The sequence below is a fragment of the Polymorphobacter sp. genome (genome assembly GCF_048007885.1).
Taxonomy (GTDB): domain Bacteria; phylum Pseudomonadota; class Alphaproteobacteria; order Sphingomonadales; family Sphingomonadaceae; genus Sandarakinorhabdus.
Window position 1 is genome coordinate 2,281,132 of record NZ_CP180346.1, and the last position, 21,623, is coordinate 2,302,754.

Consider the following 21,623-nt stretch of genomic DNA (forward strand, 5'->3'; position numbering starts at 1 on the left):
CGCCCCCTTTTGATGAGCGGCGACGCTAGCGGATTAATCGCGCGCTGTTAAGCGGTTCAACGGCCCCGCATGAGCGACAGACATTCGCGGCGTGAGCGTTCGTCATCGCGGAAGACGCCCATCATGCGGCTGGTGGTCATGGTGACGCCCGGCGTCATGACGCCGCGCGCGCTCATGCAGGCGTGGCTGGCCTCGATGACCACGGCGACGCCGACGGGATCAAGATGTTCCTGGATGCAGTCGGCGACTTCGGCGGTGAGGCGCTCCTGCACCTGCAAGCGCTTAGCATAGCCTTGCAGCACGCGCGCGAGCTTGGAGATGCCGACGACGCGGTCACGGGGGAGATAGGCGATATGGGCCTTGCCGATGATCGGCGCCATATGATGCTCGCAGTGCGACTGGAAGGGGATGTCGCGCAGGATGACGATCTCGTCATAGCCGCCGACTTCGGCGAAGGTGCGGGCGAGGTGGATGCCGGGGTCTTCCTCATAGCCGCGGAAATATTCACGGTAGGCGCGCGCGACGCGGCGTGGCGTGTCGAGCAGGCCCTCGCGGTCGGGATCGTCGCCGGCCCAGCGGATCAGCGTGCGGACGGCGTTTTCGGCATCGTCCAAGGGAATGGGCTGGAAGTCGGGCGCGGGCTTGCCGCTGTCATCATCGTCGTGAACCATCATCGTCTTTCATGGCCGGGCCGTTTGTTGCCCGCGCCTTATGTGTGCCTTGGCGCGCGTGGCGCAACCCTTGTTTGGACGCGAAAGTGTCGCATAAGAAAAACGGGGCGTGCCAGGCACGCCCCGTTTGAGGGTCTTCAGCTTGACCGGTCGGGTCAGGCGACGTGCACGCGGCCCTGGCGGCGGCGACGGGCGGCCGCGCCGACGAGACCGAAGCCGGCGATGAGCAGCGCCCAGCTTTCCGGCTCGGGGACGATGTTGACGAGGCTGACGTCATCGATGAAGAAGAAGTTGCCGCCGACACCGCCATGGTTGACCGCGAACTGGACCAGCGAGGACTCGGAGGTCGCCACGAACTCCTGGGTGAAGGAGGTGAAGCCTTCAAAAGGGCTCTCGAAGCTGGTCGAGGTGGTCGTGCCGCCAGTGGTGACGTCCAGCTGGTTGAACGTGTTGTTCTGGTTGAGCGCGAAGTAGGTGAGCCGGTAGCGCTCACCGATCGTAGTCACAACAGACTGGGACAGGGTGTAGAAGTTCGACACGCCTGTCCGGAACTGGGCGGCGGGAGCGGCCAGATTGAAGAAGATGCTGTTCGTGGAGACAAAGCCGGTTGCGCCGCCGATGCGGTCAACCGACCAGCCCGCGAGGTTGGCATCGAAATTGCCATTGACGAGCAGGGTGGCATTGGCCGGAACGGCTGTGGCCACGATGGCAGCTGCGGCGAGAAGCTTCAGTTTCATGTCGCACTCCTGAGTTTGATGGCTAACAGCCGGTAGGGATGATGCGATGCAACATCCTACACAATCAGGGTGAGCTGACAAGGCGGAAAATGACCTTCTCTAACGCTTCGTCGTATTAATCTGCCCCTCTAGCTACTTGATTTAACAGAAAAGTTTCGATTTAGTTAACCAGCGGCACGGGCCCGGCTGGCGCGCTTGCGCTCGTGCGGATCGAGGTGGATTTTGCGCAGCCGGATGTGGTTCGGCGTGACCTCGACGAGCTCGTCTTCGTCGATATAGGCGATGGCCTGTTCGAGCGTCAGCTTCTTGGGCGGGCTGAGCTGGATGGCGTCATCCTTGCCCGAGGCGCGGAAGTTGGTGAGCGCCTTTGACTTGAGCGGATTGACCTCGAGATCGTCATCGCGGGCGTTTTCGCCGATGATCATGCCCTGATAGACGGCTTCGCCGGGGGCGATCATCAGCGTGCCGCGCGGCTGGAGATAGCCGAGCGCATAGGCAACCGCCTCGCCGCTTTCGGTGGAGATGAGGACGCCGTTGGCGCGGCCGCTGATCGGGCCCTTGTGCGGGCCGTAACGCTCGAACAGGCGGTTCATGATGCCGGTGCCGCGGGTGTCGGAGAGAAACTCGCCGTGATAGCCGATGAGGCCGCGCGAGGGGGCGGAGAAGGTGAGGCGGGTCTTGCCGCCGCCGCTGGGCCGCATGTCGGTCATCTCGGCCTTGCGGGCGGCCATCTTCTCGACGACGGTGCCGGAATATTCCTCGTCGACATCGATAACGACGGTTTCGATAGGGCTCGGTGCGCTTGCCGCTCTCGTCGGTCTCGAAGATGACGCGCGGGCGGCTGATCGAAAGTTCGAAGCCTTCGCGGCGCATCGTCTCGATGAGCACGCCCAGCTGAAGCTCGCCGCGGCCGGCGACTTCGAAGGCGTCCTTGCTGGCGCTTTCGGTGATCTTGATGGCGACATTGCCTTCGGCTTCGCGGGCCAGACGGTCGCCCGATCATGCGGCTGGTGACCTTGGAGCCGTCGCGGCCGGCATAGGGGCTGTCGTTGACGGCGAAGGTCATGGAGAGCGTCGGCGGGTCGATGGGCTGGGCGGCGAGCGCCTGCGTGACACTGGGGTCGGCGATGGTGTCGGCGACGGTGGCCTTGGTGAGGCCGGCAATGGCGATGATGTCGCCGGCCTTGGCCTCGGTCGACGGGAATGCGCTCCAGGCCCTGGAATGCCATGATCTTGGCGGCGCGGCCTTCTTCGGCCACCGCGCCATCGGGCGAGAGGGCGCGGATCGGCATGTTGAGCTTGAGCGTGCCCGAGATGATGCGGCCGGTGAGGATGCGACCCAGGAAATTGTCGCGGTCGAGCAGCGAGACGAGCATCTTGAACGGGCCGTCGCTGTCGGCGCTTGGCGCCGGGACATGTGGCGACGATGGTTTCGAACAGCGGCACCAGGATCGCCCGAGCGGACGTCGGAGCTGCGGCCGGCATAGCCGTTGCGCCCGGAGGCGAAGATGACCGGGAAATCGAGCTGGTCGTCATTGGCTTCGAGCGTGACGAACAGATCGAAGACTTCGTCGAGCACTTCCTGGGGGCGGGCGTCGGGACGGTCGATCTTGTTGACGACGACGATCGGGCGCAGGCCGAGCGCCAGAGCCTTTCCGGTGACGAACTTGGTTTGCGGCATCGGGCCTTCGGCGGCATCGACAAGCAGCACGACGCCGTCGACCATCGAGAGGATGCGCTCGACCTCGCCGCCGAAATCGGCGTGGCCGGGCGTGTCGACGATATTGATATGGGTGAGATCGCCGTTATCGGGGCCTGCCATTCGATGCTGGTGCATTTGGCGAGGATGGTGATGCCACGCTCCTTTTCGAGGTCGTTTGAATCCATGGCGCGCTCGGCCACCCGCTGATTGTCGCGGAAGGTGCCGGACTGGCGGAACAGCTGGTCGACCAGCGTGGTCTTGCCATGGTCGACATGGGCGATGATGGCGATGTTGCGCAGCTGATTTGTCACGGACGATTGCTCCGGGGAGGGCCTGGCGGCGATTTGGGGGCGTTGGAGGGACAGTGCGACAGCGCGGCCGCATGGCCTGACATCGCGCGCGGCTAGTAGCCGGTTTGGGCGCGCGCAACAATAGCGCTGCGCAACTGTGCTGACGGGCTGCGCAAAATGTTGACGGATGGGGGGGCATACTGTCACGCTCAGCCTGGGTTAAGGACGGGTCTGCTGCAAGGCACAAGCGATTTTGAGGAAAGGGCGGAATGACGCCGGCCGACATGAGCGAGGACGGGGAACCAGCGTTGAGCGCCGGGGGAGCCGCGCGTGCCGGCGATGCGGACGGGCTTGGGGACGGGGAGACGACCACGGGCCGGCTGTTGATGGCGGCCCGCATCAGGGTGGGTCGGACGATTGAGGACATTGCCAGCGAGACGCGGGTGCCGATGCGGCATCTGCGCGCCATCGAGGCGGACGAGCATGAGGCGCTGCCGGCGCTGCCCTATTCGCAGGGCTTTGTGCGCAGCTTTGCTGCCGCCGTGGGGCTGAACGGCGATGCCCTTGCCACGCGGTTTCGCGCCGAGACCAAGAAGCAGCCGCACATGCCGCGCGCAGCGACAATCCAGCCGCTTGATGAACGCCGGCTGCCCGGCCGGGCGGTGCTGATCGGCTCGCTGGCGGCGCTGGTGGTGCTGGTGGGCGGGCTTTCAGCCTGGAGTGCGGGGGTGTTTGATGCGCCGGTGCCGGATGCGCCGCTGGTGAGCGCGGCGGCGCCTGCGCAGGCGCTGCGGGTGACGCCGCCGCCGCCGGAGGTGCCGGTGGATACTGTAGATGCGGCGGGTGCGGCGGCGCCAGAGGCGGGCGAGATGGTGTTGACGGCGACCGAGGATGTGTGGGTGAGGGTTTATGATCCGGCCTCTGCGCTGGTGCCGATCAGCCGGGTGATGCGGGCGGGCGAGCGTTTTGCCGTGCCGGCCGAGCCGTCGGGGCTGATGCTGTGGACCGGCAAGGCCGGGGCGCTGGAGGTGCGGGTGGGCGAGGCGCTGCTGCCGCCGCTGGGCGGGCGCAGCCAGACGCTGAGGGACATCAGGCTGACACCCGAGGCGCTGCGGGCGCAGGCGGCTGCGGCTGCAGGCGCGGGGGCGGCGAGTGGGGTGACTTCGAGTGGGGGGGCTGTTGAACCTGTGCGTGAGGATTTGGGAGTTTGAGCATGCGTTTTCTGCCCGGGCTGGCGTGGCTGGCCCTTGTTGCTGGCCCCGTGACGGGACCGGTGTTTGCACAGGACGCTGTGGTGGTGACCCGCGAGGATGTGCAGCGCACCGACCAGCGGCTGAAGAAGCTGGAGGGCGAGATGCGCGCGGTGCAGCGCAAGGTGTTTCCGGGTGCCAGCGCGGGGGCGATGGTGGCGCCCGAGATCGTGCCGCCGGGGGCTGACGGGACCGCGGCTGTTGCGGGCGGGGCGAGCAACCCGCTGGTGGACCTGACGCGGCGGGTGGGCGAGATGGAGCGGCAGCTGCGCACGCTGACCGGGCAGGTGGAGGCCAATGGCTTCAAGCTGAAGCAGCTTGAGGACGCGATGACGCGGACGCGCGGCGATGTCGAGTTTCGGCTGACGCGGCTGGAGGGCGGCGCGCCGGAAGGCGGCGAGACAGGGCCTGCTTCGGGGCCAGATCTGGGGGCTGCCGGCGCCATTGTGGCGCCCGAGGCCCCGGCGGCCAGCGCCAGCGTGCTATCACCGCCGGAAGCCTCACCGCCGGTTGCAGCGCCTGTGGCCCCTGCGCCGGGCGCGCGGCCGGGGACGGTGGTGCCGGCGGTGGGTACGGCGGCTGTGGCGGCGGCAGTGCCGCCCGAGCCTGAGCCGGAGCCCGGGCCGGCTGTCGCCAAGGGGGCGAGCGCGGCCGATGACTGGCAGGCGGCCTATACGTTTGCACTGAACAAGGACTGGGTGCAGGCGGGCGCGCATATGGCGGCCTTCACGGTGAATTGGCCGAACTCGTTTCGCATGGCGCAGGCCTGGTATTGGTTGGGGCGGAGCCATGCCGAGCGTGACCAGCATGCCGAGGCGGCGGACGCCTATCTGAAGGTCTACAACAATTATCCCAAGGCTGGGCGCGCGCCCGATGCGCTGATCGGGCTGGCGGGCGCGCTGATCGGGATCGGCAATCCGGCGCAGGCGTGCCGGGTGCTCGATGAGTTGAAGAGCGTCTATCCCGACAAGATGGGCGCGACGCGCAGTGCCGATGCCAAGGCGCTGGCGGCCAAGGCCAAGTGCGGATGAGCGACGACCTCGCTGCCCTGATGGCAGCGGCGGGGCGACCGGTGGGGCCTGACGAGCGGCTGGCAATTGCGGTGAGCGGCGGGCCGGACAGCATCGGCCTTCTGGCGATGGCGGCGGCGGCCTTTTCCGGGCGGGTGACGGCGCTGAGCGTGGACCATGGGCTGCGCGCCGGCAGCGCTGCCGAGGTGGCCGGGGTGGCGGCGCAGTGCGCGGCCCGCGGGCTGGCGCATGAAACGCTGGTCTGGACCGGCGAAAAGCCGGGGGCCAATCTGCAGGCGGCGGCGCGCGCGGCGCGCTATGCGCTGATGCTGGGCTGGTGCCGGCAGGCCGGGGTGCCGCTGCTGCTGACCGCGCACCATGCGGACGATCAGGCCGAGACGCTGCTGATGCGGCTGGCGCGCGGCAGCGGCAGCGCCGGGCTGGCCGGGGTGCGGGCGCGGCGCGAGGCGGACGGGGTGGAAATTGTGCGGCCGCTTCTGGGGTTGCGCCGGGCTGCGATTGCGCGCTGGGCGGAGGGCTGGGAGACGGTGTCGGACCCGTCCAATGCCGACCCGCGCTTTGACCGCACCGCAGTGCGGGGGCTGCTGGCGCGCGCGCCGGGGCTGTTGCCGGCGGGCGCGCTGGCGGCGAGTGCGGCGCATCTGGCCGACGAGGCGGCGGCGCTGGACTGGACGGTGGCGCAGGCCTGGGCCGGGCGGGCCGAGCCGGGCGCGGACGGGGTGTGGCTGGATGCGGATGGGCTGCCGGACGCGCTGCGGCGGCGGCTTCTGGCGCGCGCGGTTTTGGCGCTGGTGCCGGCAGCCGAGCTTCGGGGCGCCGGGCTGGACCGGCTGCTGGCGCGGCTCGAACTCGGGGCGGGCGGGGACGCTGGCGGGGGTGCGCGCGGCGCCTGCGGGCGGGCTGAAGGGAGGGTGGCGGCTGCGGCTGGCCCCGAAACGGCGCGGTTGAGCCGGCAAAACGGCCCGAAAGCGAGGCAGAAGCGCGCATCCCGATTGCGCTTCGTGCGTTCCGTCCTATCTTGTTTGTGCAGAAGTTTGAGAAAGTCCGTCAATGTCCGACAATGACAAGCGTTCCCCCAATCCCTGGATGAAGAACCTCGGCCTGTGGTTCGTCATCCTGCTGGGGCTGGTGGTGGTGGTGAACATCATGCAGGGGCCGTCTTCGGGCGGCAGCGGCAACACGCTCGCCTATTCGGACTTTCTGACCAAGGTCGACAGCGGCTCGATCCGCTCTGCCGAGATCCGGGGCGAGGAGATCGTCGGCAAGACCTCGGCTGATGAGGATTACCGGACCATCAACCCCGGCGACACGCAGCTGATCCAGCGGCTGCGCGACAAGAATGTGCGCTTTGACGCCAAGCCGGCGGAGAGCCGGTCGCTGCTGGCGCAGCTGTTCTTCAACATGCTGCCCTTCGTGCTGATGATCGGCATCTGGATCTTTCTGATGCGCCAGATGCAGAACGGCGCGGGCAAGGGCGCGATGGGCTTTGGCAAGAGCCGCGCCAAGCTGCTGGTGCAGAAGGAAGGCCGGGTGACCTTTGATGATGTTGCCGGCATCGACGAGGCGCGCGAGGAGCTGCAGGAGATTGTCGACTTTCTGAAGGACCCGGGCCGGTTTCACCGGCTGGGCGGCAAGATTCCCAAGGGCGCGCTGCTCGTTGGCCCGCCGGGGACCGGCAAGACGCTCTTGGCGCGCGCTATTGCCGGCGAGGCCAATGTGCCCTTCTTCTCGATTTCCGGTTCGGACTTTGTCGAGATGTTTGTGGGCGTCGGCGCGAGCCGGGTGCGCGACATGTTCGAGCAGGGCAAGAAGTTGGCGCCGTGCATCATCTTCATCGACGAGATCGACGCCGTGGGCCGCTCCCGCGGGGCGGGCCTTGGCGGCGGCAATGACGAGCGCGAGCAGACGCTGAACCAGCTGCTGGTCGAGATGGACGGTTTTGATGCCAATGAAGGCATCATCATCGTGGCCGCCACCAACCGGCCCGACGTGCTTGACCCGGCGCTGCTGCGGCCCGGCCGTTTCGACCGCCAGGTGGTGGTGGGCCGGCCCGACATTGACGGGCGCGAGAAGATTCTGGCGGTGCACATGAAGAAGGTGCCGCTGGCGCCCGACGTCAATGCCCGGGTGATTGCGCGCGGCACACCGGGCTTTTCGGGGGCTGACTTGGCCAACCTTGTCAATGAGGCGGCGCTGCTGGCGGCGCGGCGATCGAAGCGGCTGGTGTCGATGAAGGACTTTGAGGACGCCAAGGACAAGGTGCTGATGGGCGTCGAGCGCAAGACCATGGTGATGACCGACGATGAGAAGAAGATGACCGCCTATCACGAGGCCGGCCATGCCATCGTCAGCGTGCATGAAGCGGCGTCCGACCCGATCCACAAGGCGACCATCATCCCGCGCGGGCGCGCGTTGGGCATGGTGATGCGCCTGCCCGAGCGCGACCAGTACAGCTATCACCGCGACAAGATGTATGCGAACCTCGCCGTCTCGATGGGGGGCCGCGTGGCCGAGGAAATCATCTTCGGCTATGACAAGGTCAGCTCAGGCGCGTCATCGGATATCAGCTATGCGACCGATCTGGCGCGCTCGATGGTCACGCAATGGGGCATGTCGGACAAGCTGGGGCCGCTGAAATATGGCGACAACCAGGAGGAAGTGTTCCTCGGCCATTCGGTCTCGCGGACGCAGAATGTCTCGGAACAGACCGCCCAGCTGATCGATGCCGAAGTGCGCGAGATCGTGACCCATGGCTATGACCGGGCCAAGCAGCTCCTGAACGACAATATCGACCAGCTGCACGCGCTCGCAGGCGCGCTGCTCGAATATGAGACGCTGACCGGCGACGAGATCAAGAAGGTGATCGCCGGTGAGCCGATCGAACGCAGCACGGGCAGCAGCGCGTCGACCCCGCGCCCGGCCACCGGCGTCTCGGCCATTCCCAAGGCCGGCCGCCGCTCGGGCGACTTCGGCGGCGAACCCGCGACGCCGCCGGCCTGAGGCTGGGGCCATAAACATTGAAGCCGCCCGGGTGACTGGGCGGCTTTTTTGTTTTTGGAGCGGAAGGGCCTCCGGCGGGGAGAAGGGCCTCCGGCGGCTGGGGCCTCAGGCCCCAGACCCCATCAATGGCCTGTCGCACAATTTCAAAGGGCAGCGCCGGCGCGGAACGCGCAATCAAATGCCTGCGGCGCGCGCTGCAGCCTCAAAGTGCATCCCACAATCAGGATTGGGGTCTGGGGCCTGAGGCCCCAGCCGCCGGAGGCACTTCTTGCCCGCCGGAGGCCCTTCTAATCGATGGTGGCCTCGCGGGTGAGGGTGGGGGTGGCGAGGGTGTAGGCGAGGAGGGCGAGCATGGCGGCGGCGGAGAGCCAGTAGGGGAGTTCGCTTTGCAGGGTGTAGAGGCCGATGCCGATGGCGGGGCCGCCGATGTAGCAGGCGCCGTTGATGGCGGTGATGGCGCCGGCGGCGCCGCCTTGTTCATCGCGGCCCACCGCAAGGCTGGCGCCGGCGGTGAAGCCGGGGCGCGCGAGGCCGAAGCCGAGCGAGAGCAGGCCGAAGGCGACGACGAGGCCGTGGAAATTGGGCGCGAGTGCGATGCCGGCGCAGCCGAGTGCGGCGATGATGGTGCCCCAGCGCATCAGGGCCGGGGGCTGCAGGGCGAGGCGGGGGATGATGCCCCATTGGGCGAGCAGGGTGGCGCCGGCGCCGGCCATGAAGGCGATGGCGATATTGCCCTGGGCCTGCATGGCATCACCGCCGAGCCGGTCGATGATGAGGAAGCCGAGCGCCTGGCCGGTGGCGGCCTGCACCGAGCCGGAGGCGAAGCCGAAGACCATGAAGGGCAGGATGCGGGGATCGCGCCAGGCGAGGCGCTGGCCACGGCCGGCGGTGGCGGCCTTGAGGCTGGCGCCGCTCGCGCTGCCCGAGACCAGCGGCTCGGAGGTGGGGGTGCCGGCGGCGGGGCCGCCCTCTGCGAAGTGGCTGGGGTCATCATCGGGGAGCAGACGGCGGACGGCGATGATGACGAGGACGGCGAAGGCGGCGAAGGCGAACATCGGGCCAGCGAGCCCGAGCACGCCGATGACGAACAGCGGGGCGACGGCGGGGCCGATGATGGTGCCGAGCCCGAAGGCGGAGGCGAGGATGGAGAGCGCGCCGGTGCGGGTGGCGGGCGTGGTGCGCGCGGCGATATAGGCCTGGCTGGCGGGGTTTGAGGCCGAGCCGAAGATGCCGAACAGGGCGCGCATGAAGGCGAAGAGGATGAAGGTGGCGGCGGGCGCCAGCCAGCCGGAGAGGCCGGCGTGGATGATGACGGCGCAGCCGAGCATCGAGGTGCCGAAGCCGATGACGCCGACGAGGATGAGGCGGCGGCGGCCGCGGATGTCGGACTGGCGCGCCCAATAGGGGGCGCTGAAGGTCCAGAGCAGGGCGGAGAGCGAGAAGATGAGGGCGACGGCGAGATCGGGGATACCGATGACGCGGGCGATGCCGGGCAGGACGGTCTGCATGGCGGTGTTGCCGGCGGCGACGAGCAGCAGGACGATGAACAGCACGGCGAACTCTGTGCGCGGGATGGGGGTGTCTTCGGGGGCAGGCGTGACGGCGGACATTGCCGATGCATGGGCGAGGGGCGCGCGCTTGCCAAGCCCTGCGTGTGGCCGATGGTATGACATGTTGATGATGATGCAATTGGTGTGCTGGACGCGCTGGGGGGTTGGGCCTATCAACTCAGGCTAAGAGTTGCGGGGTTTCATGCGGCGTATCGGGTTTTTTGTGGTGGCCCTGCTGGGGCTGGCGGGGTGCGGCGAGACGCCGGCGCGGGGGCCTTCGGGACCGCCGAGCGTGACGGTGGCGGCGCCGCTAGTGAAGCCGATCGTGGACTGGGATGACTATGTCGGCCGGTTTGAGGCGCGCCAGATGGTCGAGGTGCGGCCGCGGGTTTCGGGCTATGTCGACCGGATTGCCTTTCGTGACGGCGATTTCGTGCGGGCGGGCGAGCTTTTGTATGTGATCGACCCCCGGCCCTTTGCGGCGGCCCTGGCGCAGGCCGAGGCCGAGGTGGCGCGGGCCGAGGCGGCGGCGGTGCTGGCGCGGGCCAATGCGGCGCGGGGCGAGACGCTGATGGCGGACGAGGCGGTGAGCCGCGAGGAGGCGGACACGCTGCGCGCAGCCGCGGCGCAGGCGGACGCGGCGCTGAAGGCGGCGCGGGCGTCGGCGCGGGTGCGGGCGCTCGATGTCGAGTTCACCCGGGTGACGGCGCCGATTTCGGGGCGGCTGTCGGACCGCCGGGTGGATGTGGGCGGCTATGTGCAGGCGGGCGACACGGTGTTGACCAGCGTGGTGGCGCTCGATCCGATCCACTTCGTCTTTACCGGCTCGGAGGCGGTCTATCTGAAATATCAGCGGGCGAACCGGGCGGGGACGCGGCCGAGCTCGCGGGTGGCGCCCAATCCGGTGGAGATCCGGCTGGCTGATGAGACGGTCTATCGCTGGAAGGGGCGGATGGATTTTGTCGACAATGTGATTGACCAGGGCTCGGGGACGATGCGCGGGCGCGCGGTGGTGCGCAATCCCGATGGCTTTCTGACGCCGGGGATGTTTGGCCATCTGCGGCTGCTTGGCTCGGGCAGCTATGAGGGCATGCTGATTCCGGAGAGCGCGGTGGTGACCGACCAGACGCGCAAGCTGGCCTATGTGGTGGCGGGCGAGGACAAGGTGGAGGCGCGGCTGTTGCAGCTGGGGCCGCTGGTGGAGGGGTTGCGGGTGGTACGCAGCGGGCTTGCGGCGGATGACCGGCTGATCATCGCCGGCGGCCAGCGGGTGCGGCCCGGCATGGCGGTGACGCCGGAGGCAGGCACCATCGAGCCGCCGGCGCCGGGGCTTGGGCCGAAGCTGCCCGAGGTGATCGAGCTGCCGGCGGCCGAGGCGACGGCTGCGCCCGACGCCGGTCTTTGAGCATGGGATTTTCGCGGTTCTTCATTGACCGGCCGATCTTTGCGTCGGTGATTTCGGTGTTGATCGTGCTGATCGGGCTGGTGGCTTATCCGACGCTGCCGGTGGGGCAATATCCCGAGATTGCGCCGCCGACGGTGGTGGTGAGCGCGGTCTATCCCGGCGCTTCGGCGGAGGTGTTGGCGGACACGGTGGCGGCGCCGCTGGAGCAGGAGATCAACGGCGTCGAGGACATGCTCTACATGACCTCGTCTTCGACCAGCGACGGGCGGATGCAGCTGAGCGTGGTGTTCAAGCTGGGCACTGACCTCGATAATGCGCAGGTGCTGGTGCAGAACCGGGTGGCTTCGGCCGAGGCGCGGCTGCCGGACACGGTGCGCCTTCAGGGTGTGCAGACGCGCAAGAACTCGCCCGACATTTTGCTGGTGGTGTTTCTGAATTCGCCCGATGGCAGCCTGCCGCTCGATTTCGTGTCGAATTATGCCAGCATCTATCTGAAGGACCGGCTGGCGCGCATCGACGGCGTGGGCGGGATCAACGCTTTTGGCGTGCGCGATTATGCGATGCGGATCTGGATCGACCCCGAAAAGGCGGCGGCGCGCGGGCTGAATGCGCAGGATATCGTCGATGCGCTGCGGGCGCAGAATGTGCAGGTGGCGGCTGGCACCATTGGCGCGCCGCCGTTTGATGCGGGGGGTTCGGGCTATCAGCTGAGCCTGGAGACCAAGGGGCGGCTGACCACCGAGGCGGAATTTGGCGCGGTCGTCTTGAAGGCGGACGGGCCGCGCATCACGCGCGTTTCGGATGTGGCGCGCATCGAGATTGGCGCCGACAATTATACGACCAATGCCTATGTGAACGGGCAGCCCGGCGTGGGCTTTGGCATCACCCAGCGGCCGGGCTCGAACGCGCTGGAGACGGCGGACGCGATTTTGGCGGCGATGGAGGAGGCGAGCGCCGATTTCCCGCCGGGGCTGGCCTATCGGATCCCCTATAATCCGACCGAATATGTGCGCGCCTCGATCGAGAGTGTGCAGGAGACGCTGCTTGAGGCGGTGGTGCTGGTGGTGCTGGTGGTGCTGGTGTTCTTGCAGAGCTGGCGGGCGGCGCTGATCCCGATCCTGGCGATTCCGGTGAGCCTGATTGGCACTTTCGCGGTGATGGCGGGCTTTGGCTATTCGCTCAACAATCTGTCGCTGTTTGGCCTTGTGCTGGCGATCGGCATTGTCGTGGATGATGCGATTGTGGTGGTGGAGAATATCGAGCGCGAGCTGGCCGAGGGGCTGAGCCCGCGCGAGGCGGCCTACCGGACGATGCGCGAGGTGGGCGGGGCGCTGATCGCGATTGCGCTGACCTTGTGTGCGGTGTTTGTGCCGACCGCCTTCATCAGCGGGATTTCGGGGCAGTTTTACAAGCAGTTTGCGCTGACCATTGCCTCAGCGACGCTGATTTCGGCGCTGGTGTCGCTGACGCTGTCACCGGCGCTGGCGGCGCTTCTGTTGAAGCCGCATGGCGACCATGCACCGCCGCCGGGCTGGCGCGGGTGGCTGGTGCGGGCGGGCGCGCGGTTCAATGCCGGCTTTGACTGGCTTTCGGCGCGCTATGGCCGGCTGACGGCGCGGGCGGTGCGCTCGGTGGCGGTGGTGCTGGTGGTTTATGCCGGGCTGCTGCTGCTGGCGGGCTGGCGGATGGTGGCGACGCCGCAGGGCTTCATTCCGGCGCAGGACCAGGGCTATTTCATCACCATTGTGCAGATGCCGCCGGGCAGTTCGCTGGAGCGGACCGATGCGACAGTGCGCGATGCGATCAAGCTGGCGATGGCGACCGAGGGTATTGACCGGGTGGTGGCCTTTGCCGGGCTGGACGGGGCGAGCTTCAGCAATGCGCCCGATGCGGGCACGCTGTTTGTGCAGATGGACGACTGGCCGGAGCGGGCGGCCAAGGGGCTTTCGAGCGATGACATATTGAACAATTTGCGGCGCGCCATGGGCGGGGTCAGCACTGGCAATGTGCTGGTGATTCCGCCGCCGCCGGTGCGTGGCATTGGCACGGGCGGCGGCTTCAAGATGATGGTGCAGGACCGCAGCGGCAAGGGCTATAGGGCGCTGGAGCAGGCGACCTTCGGGATGATGGGGGCGGCCAACCAGGAGGACGGACTGACGAACGTGTTTTCGCTGTTCAACACCGGCACGCCGCGCATCTATGCCGATCTGGACCGCGAGAAGGCGCAGCTTCTGGGGGTTCAGCCGGCCGATGTGTTCAGCACGTTGCAGGTCTATCTTGGCTCAAGCTATATCAATGATTTCAATCTGTTTGGTCGGACCTACCGGGTGACGGCACAGGCCGATGCGCCGTTTCGCAACGACCCCAGCGACATCACCGGCCTGCGTGTGCGCGCCGCCTCGGGCGGGATGGTGCCGCTGGGATCATTGGTGCGGCTGTCGGACACAAGCGGGCCTTACCGGGTGGTGCGGCACAATCTTTACCCGTCCGCCGAGCTTCAGGGCGACCGGCTGCCCGATTTTTCCAGCGGGCAGGCGCTGGGCGCGATGGAGCGGCTGGCGGGCCAGCTGCTGCCCGAGGGCTTTTCCTATGAATGGACCGAGCTTGCCTATCAGGAGCGCACGCAGGGCAATACGGCGGCGGTGGTGTTCGTGCTGGCGGTGGTGTTCGTATTCCTGTTGCTGGCGGCGCAATATGAATCGCTGGTGCTGCCGCTGGCGGTGATCATGATTGTGCCGATGTGTTTGCTGGCGGCGATCTTGGGGGTCAATCTGCGCGGCTTTGACAATAATATCCTGACCCAGATCGGGCTTGTGGTGCTGGTCGGGCTGGCGGCGAAGAATGCGATTTTGATCGTGGAATTTGCCAAGCAGGCCGAAGAAGCGGGCAAGGCGCGGCGCGAGGCGGCGGAAGCGGCGGCGCGGACCCGGCTGCGGCCGATTCTGATGACCAGCTTTGCCTTCATTCTGGGCGTGGTGCCGCTGGTGATTGCCTCGGGGCCGGGGGCGGAGATGCGCCAGGCGCTGGGCACGGCGGTGTTTGCCGGGATGCTGGGGGTGACGGTGTTCGGGCTGATGTTCACCCCGGTCTTTTATGTGCTGGCGAGCTGGGCGGCGGCGAAGCTGGGCCGGCCGATTGGCGGGACAAGGCCATGAGGGCGGGGCTGCTGGCGGCGATGCTGCTGGGCGGCTGCGCGATCGGGCCGCGCTATGAGGCCGCGCCTCTGCCCGAGGTGCGCGGCGGGGCGATTGCGGACGGGACGGGGGAGCTGCGCGACGATTGGTGGCGGCTGTATGAGGACCCGGTGCTGGATGCGCTGATCGGGCAGGCGCTGGCCGAGAACAGGGATTTGCGGGTGGCGGTGGCGCGGTTGCGGCAGGCGCGGGCCGGCCTTCTGGAGGCGCGCGGCAACCGGCTGCCGCAGACGAGCATCACCGGGAGCGCGGTGGAGGCGCGCCAGGCGGTGCCGACGCCGCAGGGGCCGGTGGCGTTTGAGAGCGAATTCTACCGGCTGGCGCTCGATGCCAGCTATGAGATTGATCTTTATGGGCGGGTGACGCGGCTCGTGCAGGCGGCGCGGGCGGATTATGAGGCCGAGGCGGCGGCGCGCGACACGGTGCGGATCAGCGTGGCGGCGGAAACCGCGCGGGCCTATGCCGACGCCTGTTCGTCCGCCGCGCAGGCGGCGGTGGCGACGCGCAGCCTGGCGTTGCAGCAGGACAGTTTTGCGCTGACCGAGAAGCGGGTGGCGGCGGGGCGGGATGCGCCGCTCGACCTGGCGCGGGCGCGGGCGCAGCTGGAGACGACACGGGCGACGCTGCCGGGCTTTGTGGCGGCGCGCACGGCCGCACTGGCGCGGCTGGCGGTGCTGACGGGGCGGCAGCCGGGCGAGGTTGATGCGCGGGCGGCGGCGTGTGTGGCGCCGCCGCGGCTGGAGCAGCCGATTCCGACCGGGGACGGGGCGGCGCTGTTGCAGCGGCGGCCCGATGTGCGGCAGGCGGAACGCGCGCTGGCGGCGGCGACCGCGCGGATCGGGGTGGCGAAGGCGGATTATTTTCCGCGCATTACGCTCGGAGGCAGCATTTCGGGGCAGGGGGTGACGCCGGATGCGGCGCTGAGCAGCGGCGGCTTTGCCTTCAGCATCGGGCCGGCGATCAGCTGGAGCTTTCCCAACATTGCCGCCACGCGGGCGCGGGTGATCGGCGCGGAGGCTGGCAGCGAGGCGGCGCTGGCGGCCTTTGAGGGGACGATCCTGAGGGCGCTGGAGGAGACCGAGGCGGCGCTGGCGGATTATGGCGCGGCGCTGGAGCGCAATGCCGCGCTCACCCGGGCAGAGGCAGAGAGCGCGCGGGCGGCGGAGCTGGTGCGGCAGCGCTACCGGGCGGGTGCGGAGGGGTTTTTGGCGGTGCTTGATGCCGAGCGGACGCTGGCGAGCGCGCAGGCGCAGCTGGCCGAGAGCGAGGCGGCGCTGAGCACGCGGCAGATTGCGGTGTTCAAGGCGCTGGGGGGCGGCTGGCAGGAGGCGGATTGAGGCGGGCTTGACTTCTGGCGGGCGAGCGGAACAAACAAAGAACATATGAGTCGTTCCGCTGCCTTGCCCAATTCTGATGCGCTGGCTTTCGAGGGGTATTTCGAAGGCGGGGCGCTGCATGAGCTTTATGCGGCGACGGCCGGGGACGATCTGGCGGCGCTGAGTCTGGCGCTGCTGCTGGCGGGGCGCAACGAGCGGGCGGGGGCGATTGTCTGGGCCTTTGAGGCGCGCCGCGCGCGCGGGGCGCGGCCCTATGCGCCGGGACTGGCGGGGCTGGGGCTGGCGCCCGAGCGGCTGGTGCTGGTGTGTGCGCCCGACCTTTTGGCGCTGCTGCGCGCGGCGGCGGATGCGGTGGCCTGTCCGGCGCTGGCGGCGGTGGTGATTGCAGCGCCGCAGGGCGGGGCGGCGTTTGACCTGACGGCCTCGCGGCGGCTGGCGCTGGCGGCGGCGCGCACCGGCGTGCCGGTGTTGGCGGTGCGCGGCGGCGGGGTGGTGCCGAGCGCGGCGCGCACGCGCTGGGCGGTGCGGCGGCGCTGTGCGCGGCCGCTGGCGGCACAGGCGCCGGGCCATGCCGCCTATGCGCTGGAGCTGCTGCGCAACCGCGCCGGGCCGGCGGGGCTGGCGCTTGATCTGGAGTGGGACGCCGATGAGCGATGCTTCCGCGCGGCGGCTGCTGGCGGCGTGGCTGCCGTGGCTGGCCAGCGAGCGGCTGCGCAGCCGCCAGCCATCGCTGCCTGACGCGCCGCTGGCGCTGGTCTGCCAACAGGCCGGCAGCACAAGGCTGGCGGCATGCGACGTGCGCGCGGCGGCGGCCGGGCTGAGCATGGGCATGACGCTGGCCGATGCGCGGGCGCGGCTGCCGGCGCTTGTTGTGGCGGCGGCGGATGAGGCGGCGGATCTGGCGTGCCTGGAGGGGCTGGCGGATGCGTGCCAGCGCTATACGCCGCTGGTGGCGGTGGCGCCGCCGGCTGCGCTTTTGCTCGACATCACCGGGGCGGCGCATCTGTGTGGCGGCGAGGCGGCGCTGGCGGCGGATCTGGCGGCGCGGCTGGCGCGCGCCGGGCTGAGCGCGCGGCTGGCGCTGGCAGACGGGCCGGCGGCGGCGCTGGCGCTGGCGGTGTTTGCGCCGGGGCCAGACATTGGGCTGGTGGCGCAGGACGGCGATGTGCGGGCCTTGCCGGTGGCGGCGCTGACGCGGGCGGAGGCGGCGGTGCCGGGGCTGGCGCTGGAGGCGCCCGAGGCGGCGGCGACGGCGCTGCGCCGCGCCGGGCTGCGGACGGTGGGGCAGGTGGCGGCACAGCCGCGCGCAGCCCTTGCGGCGCGGCTGGGGGCGGGGCTGGTGCGGCGGCTTGACGTGGTGCTGGGGGCCGAGCCCTGGCCGCTGAGGCCGCGCTGGCCCGAGCCGGCGATTGTGTGCGACGCGCGCTTTGCCCAGCCGCTGCTGACGGTGCCGGCGGCCCTGCGGGTGACCGAGCGGCTCGTGGTGCGGGCTTGTGCGCAGTTGGCGGAGGCCGGGCAGGGCGGGCGGGCCTTTGAGGCGCAGCTGTTTCGCGCGGACGGCGCGGTGCATGTGGTGCGGGTGGAGACGGCGGCGGCGCAGCGCGCGCCGGGGCCGGTGATGCGGCTGTTTGGCGAGCGGCTGGCAGCGCTGGGCGACCCGCTTGATCCGGGCTTTGGCTATGATCTTGTGCGGCTGTGTGTGCCGGTGGTGGCGCCGCTGGGCGACAGCCAGCTGCGACTGGAGGGCGGCGAGCTGGCCGAGGGCGAGCTGGCGCAGCTGGTGGACCGGCTGAGCGCGCGGCTGGGGGCGGCGCGGGTGCGGCGGCTGGCCGGCGCAGACAGCCATATTCCCGAGCAGGCGGGGTTTGACTTGCCCTTTGCCGCGCCGGGCGGGCGCTGGCCCGAGCCGGGCGCGCTCAGGCGGCCGATCGAGCTGTTTGACCCGCCGCAGCCGGTGGAGGTGGTGGCCGAGGTGCCGGACGGGCCGCCGCGGCGGTTTTTCTGGCGGCGGCGCACGCATGACATTGTGCATGCCGAGGGGCCGGAACGGATTGCTGCCGAATGGTGGCGGCGGGCGGGCGGGGGTGGGCTGACACGCGATTATTACCGTGTGGAGGACCGGGAGGGCGGGCGCTTCTGGCTGTTTCGCCATGGGCTTTATGGCGAAAGGCGCAGCCCGGCCTGGTTTGTGCACGGGCGCTTTGCCTGAGGGCGGCGATGGCCTTTGCTGAACTTGGCGCTGCCACGCACTTCTCCTTTTTGCGCGGGGCGAGCAGCCCGGCGGCGATGGTGGCCCGCGCGCTGGCGCTGGGGCATGGCGGGCTGGGGGTGGCCGATGTCAACAGCGTGGCCGGTGTGGTGCGGGCGCATGTGGCGGCGCGGGAGGCCTTGCAGAACGGCGAGGCGGACGAGGGGTTTCGGCTTGTGGTGGGGGCGCGGCTGGTATTTGCCGATGCGACGCCCGATGTGCTGGCTTATCCGGCGACGCGGCGCGGCTGGGGTCGGCTGTGCCGGCTGCTGACGCTGGGCAACCGGCGGGCGCGCAAGGGCGACTGCATCTTGCGGCTGGAGGATTTGCTGGCGCATTGCGATGACTTGTTGCTGGTGGCGATGCCGGGCGCTGATGTGCCCGAGGCGCTGGTGGATATGGGCCGGGGGCGGCTGTGGCTGGGCGCGGTGATGCGGCGTGGTGGCGATGACAAGCGGCGGCTGGCGGCGCGGATTGACGAGGGCGCCCGGCTGGGGTTGCCGCTGTTGGCGAGCAATGATGCGCTTTATGCGGCGCCCGAGGCGCGGCCGCTGCATGATGTTTTGCGCTGCATTGATGACGGCGTGACGCTGGCGGCGGCGGGGCGGCGGCTGGAGGCCAATGCCGAGCGGCATCTGAAGGCCGAGGCCGAGATGCGGCGGCTGTTTGCTGATTGCCCCGAGGCCGTGGCGGCGCCGATGCAGCTTGTGCGGCGGATTGCCTTTCGGCTGGACGATCTGCGCTATGAATATCCGCATGAGCCGGTGCCGCCGGGGCACAGCGCGCAGGGCTGGCTGGAGCAGATGACGCTGGACGCGGCGCGGGTGCGCTGGCCGCAGGGGATTCCGCCGCGCGTCGAGGCGCAGCTGGCCGAGGAGTTCCGGGTGATTGGCCGGGCGGGTTATGCGCCCTATTTTCTGACCGTGCATGACATCGTGCGCTTTGCGCGCGAGCGGGGCATCCTGTGTCAGGGGCGCGGCTCGGCGGCCAATTCGGCGGTGTGTTTCGTGCTGGGCATTACGGCGGTTGATCCTTCGAAGCACAATCTGCTGTTTTCCCGGTTTATTTCGGAGGAGCGGCGCGAGCCGCCCGATATCGATGTCGATTTCGAGCATGAGCGGCGCGAGGAGGTGATCCAGTATATCTACAGCCGCTATGGGCGCGAGCGGGCCGGGATTGCGGCGACCGTCATTCACTATCGGCCGCGCAGCGCGGTGCGCGAGGTGGGCAAGGTGTTGGGGCTCACTGAGGATGTGACCAACCGGCTGGCGGGCACGGTATGGGGCAGTTTTGCGCGGCATATGGAGGAGAAGCGCTTTGCTGAATCGGGGCTTGACATCGATGCGCCCGAGATCCGCCATCTGATTGGCCTGACCAGTGAAATCATGGGGTTGCCGCGCCATTTGTCGCAGCATGTGGGCGGGTTTATTCTGACCGAGGACCGGCTGGACGAGACGGTGCCGATTCGACAATGCGGCGATGGCGGACCGGACCTTCATCGAATGGGACAAGGACGATATCGATGCGCTGGGGCTGATGAAGGTGGATGTGCTGGCACTGGGGATGCTGAGCTGCATCCGCCGTGCCTTTGCGCTGATCGCGACGCATGTGGGCCGGCAATATACGCTCGACAATGTGCCGGACGAGGCCGAGGACGTGTTTGACATGCTGTGCCGGGGCGACAGCATCGGGGTGTTTCAGGTCGAGAGCCGGGCGCAGATCAACATGTTGCCGCGGCTGCGGCCGCGCGAATTCTATGACCTGGTGATTCAGGTGGCGATTGTGCGGCCGGGGCCGATTCAGGGCGACATGGTGCATCCCTATCTGCGGCGGCGGCAGGGGCGCGAGGCGGTGAGCTATGCCTCGCCCGCGCCCCCGCATGACCCGGACGAGCTGAAGGGCGTGTTGGGGCGCACGCTCGGCGTGCCGCTGTTTCAGGAGCAGGCGATGCGGCTGGCGATCGTGGCGGCGGCGTTCACGCCGTCGGAAGCGAACCAGCTGCGGCGCGCCATGGCGACGTTTCGCAATGTGGGGACGATGGGCGGCTTTGCGCAGAAGATGATCGAGGGGATGGTGGCGCGCGGCTATGAGCGCGATTTTGCCGAGCGCTGTTTCCGGCAGATCGAGGGCTTTGGCAGCTACGGCTTTCCCGAGAGCCATGCCGCTGGCCTTTGCCCGGCTGGTCTGGGTGTCGAGCTATCTCAAATGCCGCTATCCGGCGGTGTTTGCCGGCCGCACTGCTCAATTCGCAGCCGATGGGCTTTTATGCGCCGGCGCAGATCGTGCGCGATGCGCGCGAGCATGGCGTGACGGTGCTGCCGGTGGATGTGAACTTCAGCGATTGGGATTGCAGCATCGAGGTGGGCGCGTTGCGCCTGGGACTGCGGCAAGTGACTGGGTTCAGAGAGGAATGGGCGCAGCAGATGAAGGGGGCGCGGCCGTTTTCGGGGCTGGAGGATATGGCCCGGCGCGGAGGCCTGCCGCGACGTGCGCTGAAGCTGCTGGCGGACGCGGATGCGCTGGCGAGCCTGGGGCTGGACCGGCGGACGGCGGGCTGGGAGGCGCTGCGCACGCCGGGTGACAGCCTGCCGCTGTTTGCCGCCGCGGACGCAGCCGAACTGGGCGCGGAGCCGGCGGCCGAGCTGCCGCTGATGCAGCCAGGCGAAGCGGTGGCGGCGGATTATCAGACGCTGCGGCTGAGCTTGCGGGGGCATCCGATGGCGTTGCTGCGCGGGCGGCTGCCGCAGCCGGTGGTGAGCGCGGCGGCGGTTGGGACGGCGCGGGCGGATGCGAGGGCTTGCATGGCGGGGCTGGTGCTGGTGCGGCAGCGGCCGGGCAATGGCAATGCGATCTTCGTGACGCTGGAGGACGAGACCGGGGTTGTGAATGTGGTCATCTGGGCGCGGTTGTTCGAGCATTTTCGCCGCGCGGTGATGGCGGCGCGGCTGATGGCAGTGACGGGTGTGGTGCAGCGCTCGCCTGAAGGCGTGGTGCATCTGATGGCGCAGCGGATCGAGGATTGGTCGGGGCTGCTCGACCGGCTTTCGGAGGCGGGCGCTGTGCCGGGGGTGAAGGCGCGCGGCGACGAGAATCTGGCCGATCCGCCGGCACCGCGCGGGCGGCATCCGCGCGATGTGCGCATTCTGCCGCGCTCGCGCGATTTTCATTGAAGCGCTGGCGCGCGGGGCGCGGGGGTGGCAGCATGGGG

General features: G+C 68.9%; 12 protein-coding genes and 2 pseudogenes. 10 read left to right on the forward strand and 4 right to left on the reverse strand.

Annotated elements, in window-relative coordinates:
• Positions 1-56 precede the first annotated feature (56 nt).
• The 3 genes and pseudogenes from folE to typA all read right to left on the reverse strand — a co-directional run bounded on the left by folE (position 57) and on the right by typA (position 3,421).
• The gene (folE, locus tag ACMVO5_RS10995) at positions 57-671 is read right to left on the reverse strand and encodes a GTP cyclohydrolase I FolE (RefSeq protein ID WP_416909363.1); all 615 of its coding nucleotides are present in this window, start codon (positions 669-671) and stop codon (positions 57-59) included.
• A 155-nt stretch (positions 672-826) separates the two neighbouring features.
• Positions 827-1,408, reverse strand: a complete 582-nt coding sequence (locus ACMVO5_RS11000; RefSeq protein ID WP_416907549.1) for a PEPxxWA-CTERM sorting domain-containing protein — start codon at positions 1,406-1,408, stop codon at positions 827-829.
• A gap of 164 nt (positions 1,409-1,572) precedes the next feature.
• Positions 1,573-3,421 (reverse strand): annotated as a pseudogene (gene typA / locus ACMVO5_RS11005) (translational GTPase TypA).
• Positions 3,422-3,669: 248 nt separating this feature from the next.
• On the opposite strand from typA, the gene ACMVO5_RS11010 reads away from it, so the two are divergent.
• Genes ACMVO5_RS11010 through ftsH form a run of 4 tightly spaced genes read left to right on the forward strand, consistent with a single transcriptional unit; the run spans position 3,670 to position 8,681 of the window.
• A complete protein-coding gene (locus ACMVO5_RS11010) occupies positions 3,670-4,611 on the forward strand; it encodes a helix-turn-helix domain-containing protein (RefSeq protein WP_416907550.1) in 942 nt (313 codons plus the stop codon).
• Positions 4,612-4,613: 2 nt separating this feature from the next.
• Positions 4,614-5,681 (forward strand): tetratricopeptide repeat protein, encoded by a 1,068-nt coding sequence (locus ACMVO5_RS11015; RefSeq protein WP_416907551.1) that lies wholly within the window; start codon positions 4,614-4,616, stop codon positions 5,679-5,681.
• On the forward strand, positions 5,678-6,745 hold the full coding sequence (gene tilS, locus ACMVO5_RS11020; protein WP_416907552.1) for a tRNA lysidine(34) synthetase TilS: 1,068 nt from the start codon (positions 5,678-5,680) through the stop codon (positions 6,743-6,745). The genes ACMVO5_RS11015 and tilS overlap by 4 nt, the downstream gene beginning before the upstream one ends.
• Positions 6,732-8,681, forward strand: coding sequence for an ATP-dependent zinc metalloprotease FtsH (ftsH, locus tag ACMVO5_RS11025; RefSeq protein WP_416907553.1), 1,950 nt, complete (start codon positions 6,732-6,734; stop codon positions 8,679-8,681). The genes tilS and ftsH overlap by 14 nt, the downstream gene beginning before the upstream one ends.
• A gap of 287 nt (positions 8,682-8,968) precedes the next feature.
• Here ftsH and ACMVO5_RS11030 read toward each other — a convergent pair whose 3' ends face one another.
• On the reverse strand, positions 8,969-10,291 hold the full coding sequence (locus ACMVO5_RS11030) for an MFS transporter (RefSeq protein WP_416907554.1): 1,323 nt from the start codon (positions 10,289-10,291) through the stop codon (positions 8,969-8,971).
• A gap of 142 nt (positions 10,292-10,433) precedes the next feature.
• Here ACMVO5_RS11030 and ACMVO5_RS11035 point away from each other — a divergent pair, with 142 nt between their 5' ends.
• From ACMVO5_RS11035 to ACMVO5_RS11060, 6 genes and pseudogenes are all read left to right on the forward strand, one after another.
• Complete coding sequence (locus ACMVO5_RS11035) at positions 10,434-11,636, forward strand: efflux RND transporter periplasmic adaptor subunit (RefSeq protein ID WP_416907555.1); 1,203 nt, start codon at positions 10,434-10,436, stop codon at positions 11,634-11,636.
• A gap of 2 nt (positions 11,637-11,638) precedes the next feature.
• Positions 11,639-14,791 carry an efflux RND transporter permease subunit gene (locus ACMVO5_RS11040; protein WP_416907556.1) on the forward strand — a complete coding sequence of 1,051 codons (3,153 nt, stop codon included), beginning with the start codon at positions 11,639-11,641 and terminating at the stop codon, positions 14,789-14,791.
• A complete protein-coding gene (locus ACMVO5_RS11045; RefSeq protein ID WP_416907557.1) occupies positions 14,788-16,167 on the forward strand; it encodes an efflux transporter outer membrane subunit in 1,380 nt (459 codons plus the stop codon). Before ACMVO5_RS11040 ends, ACMVO5_RS11045 begins: the two co-directional genes overlap by 4 nt.
• Before the next feature lie 45 nt (positions 16,168-16,212).
• A complete protein-coding gene (locus ACMVO5_RS11050) occupies positions 16,213-16,905 on the forward strand; it encodes a hypothetical protein (RefSeq protein WP_416907558.1) in 693 nt (230 codons plus the stop codon).
• Entirely contained in the window at positions 16,814-18,376 is a 1,563-nt protein-coding gene (locus tag ACMVO5_RS11055) for a DNA polymerase Y family protein (RefSeq protein WP_416907559.1), read from the forward strand. The genes ACMVO5_RS11050 and ACMVO5_RS11055 overlap by 92 nt, the downstream gene beginning before the upstream one ends.
• Before the next feature lie 8 nt (positions 18,377-18,384).
• Positions 18,385-21,585 (forward strand): annotated as a pseudogene (locus ACMVO5_RS11060) (error-prone DNA polymerase).
• Positions 21,586-21,623: the final 38 nt, after the last annotated feature.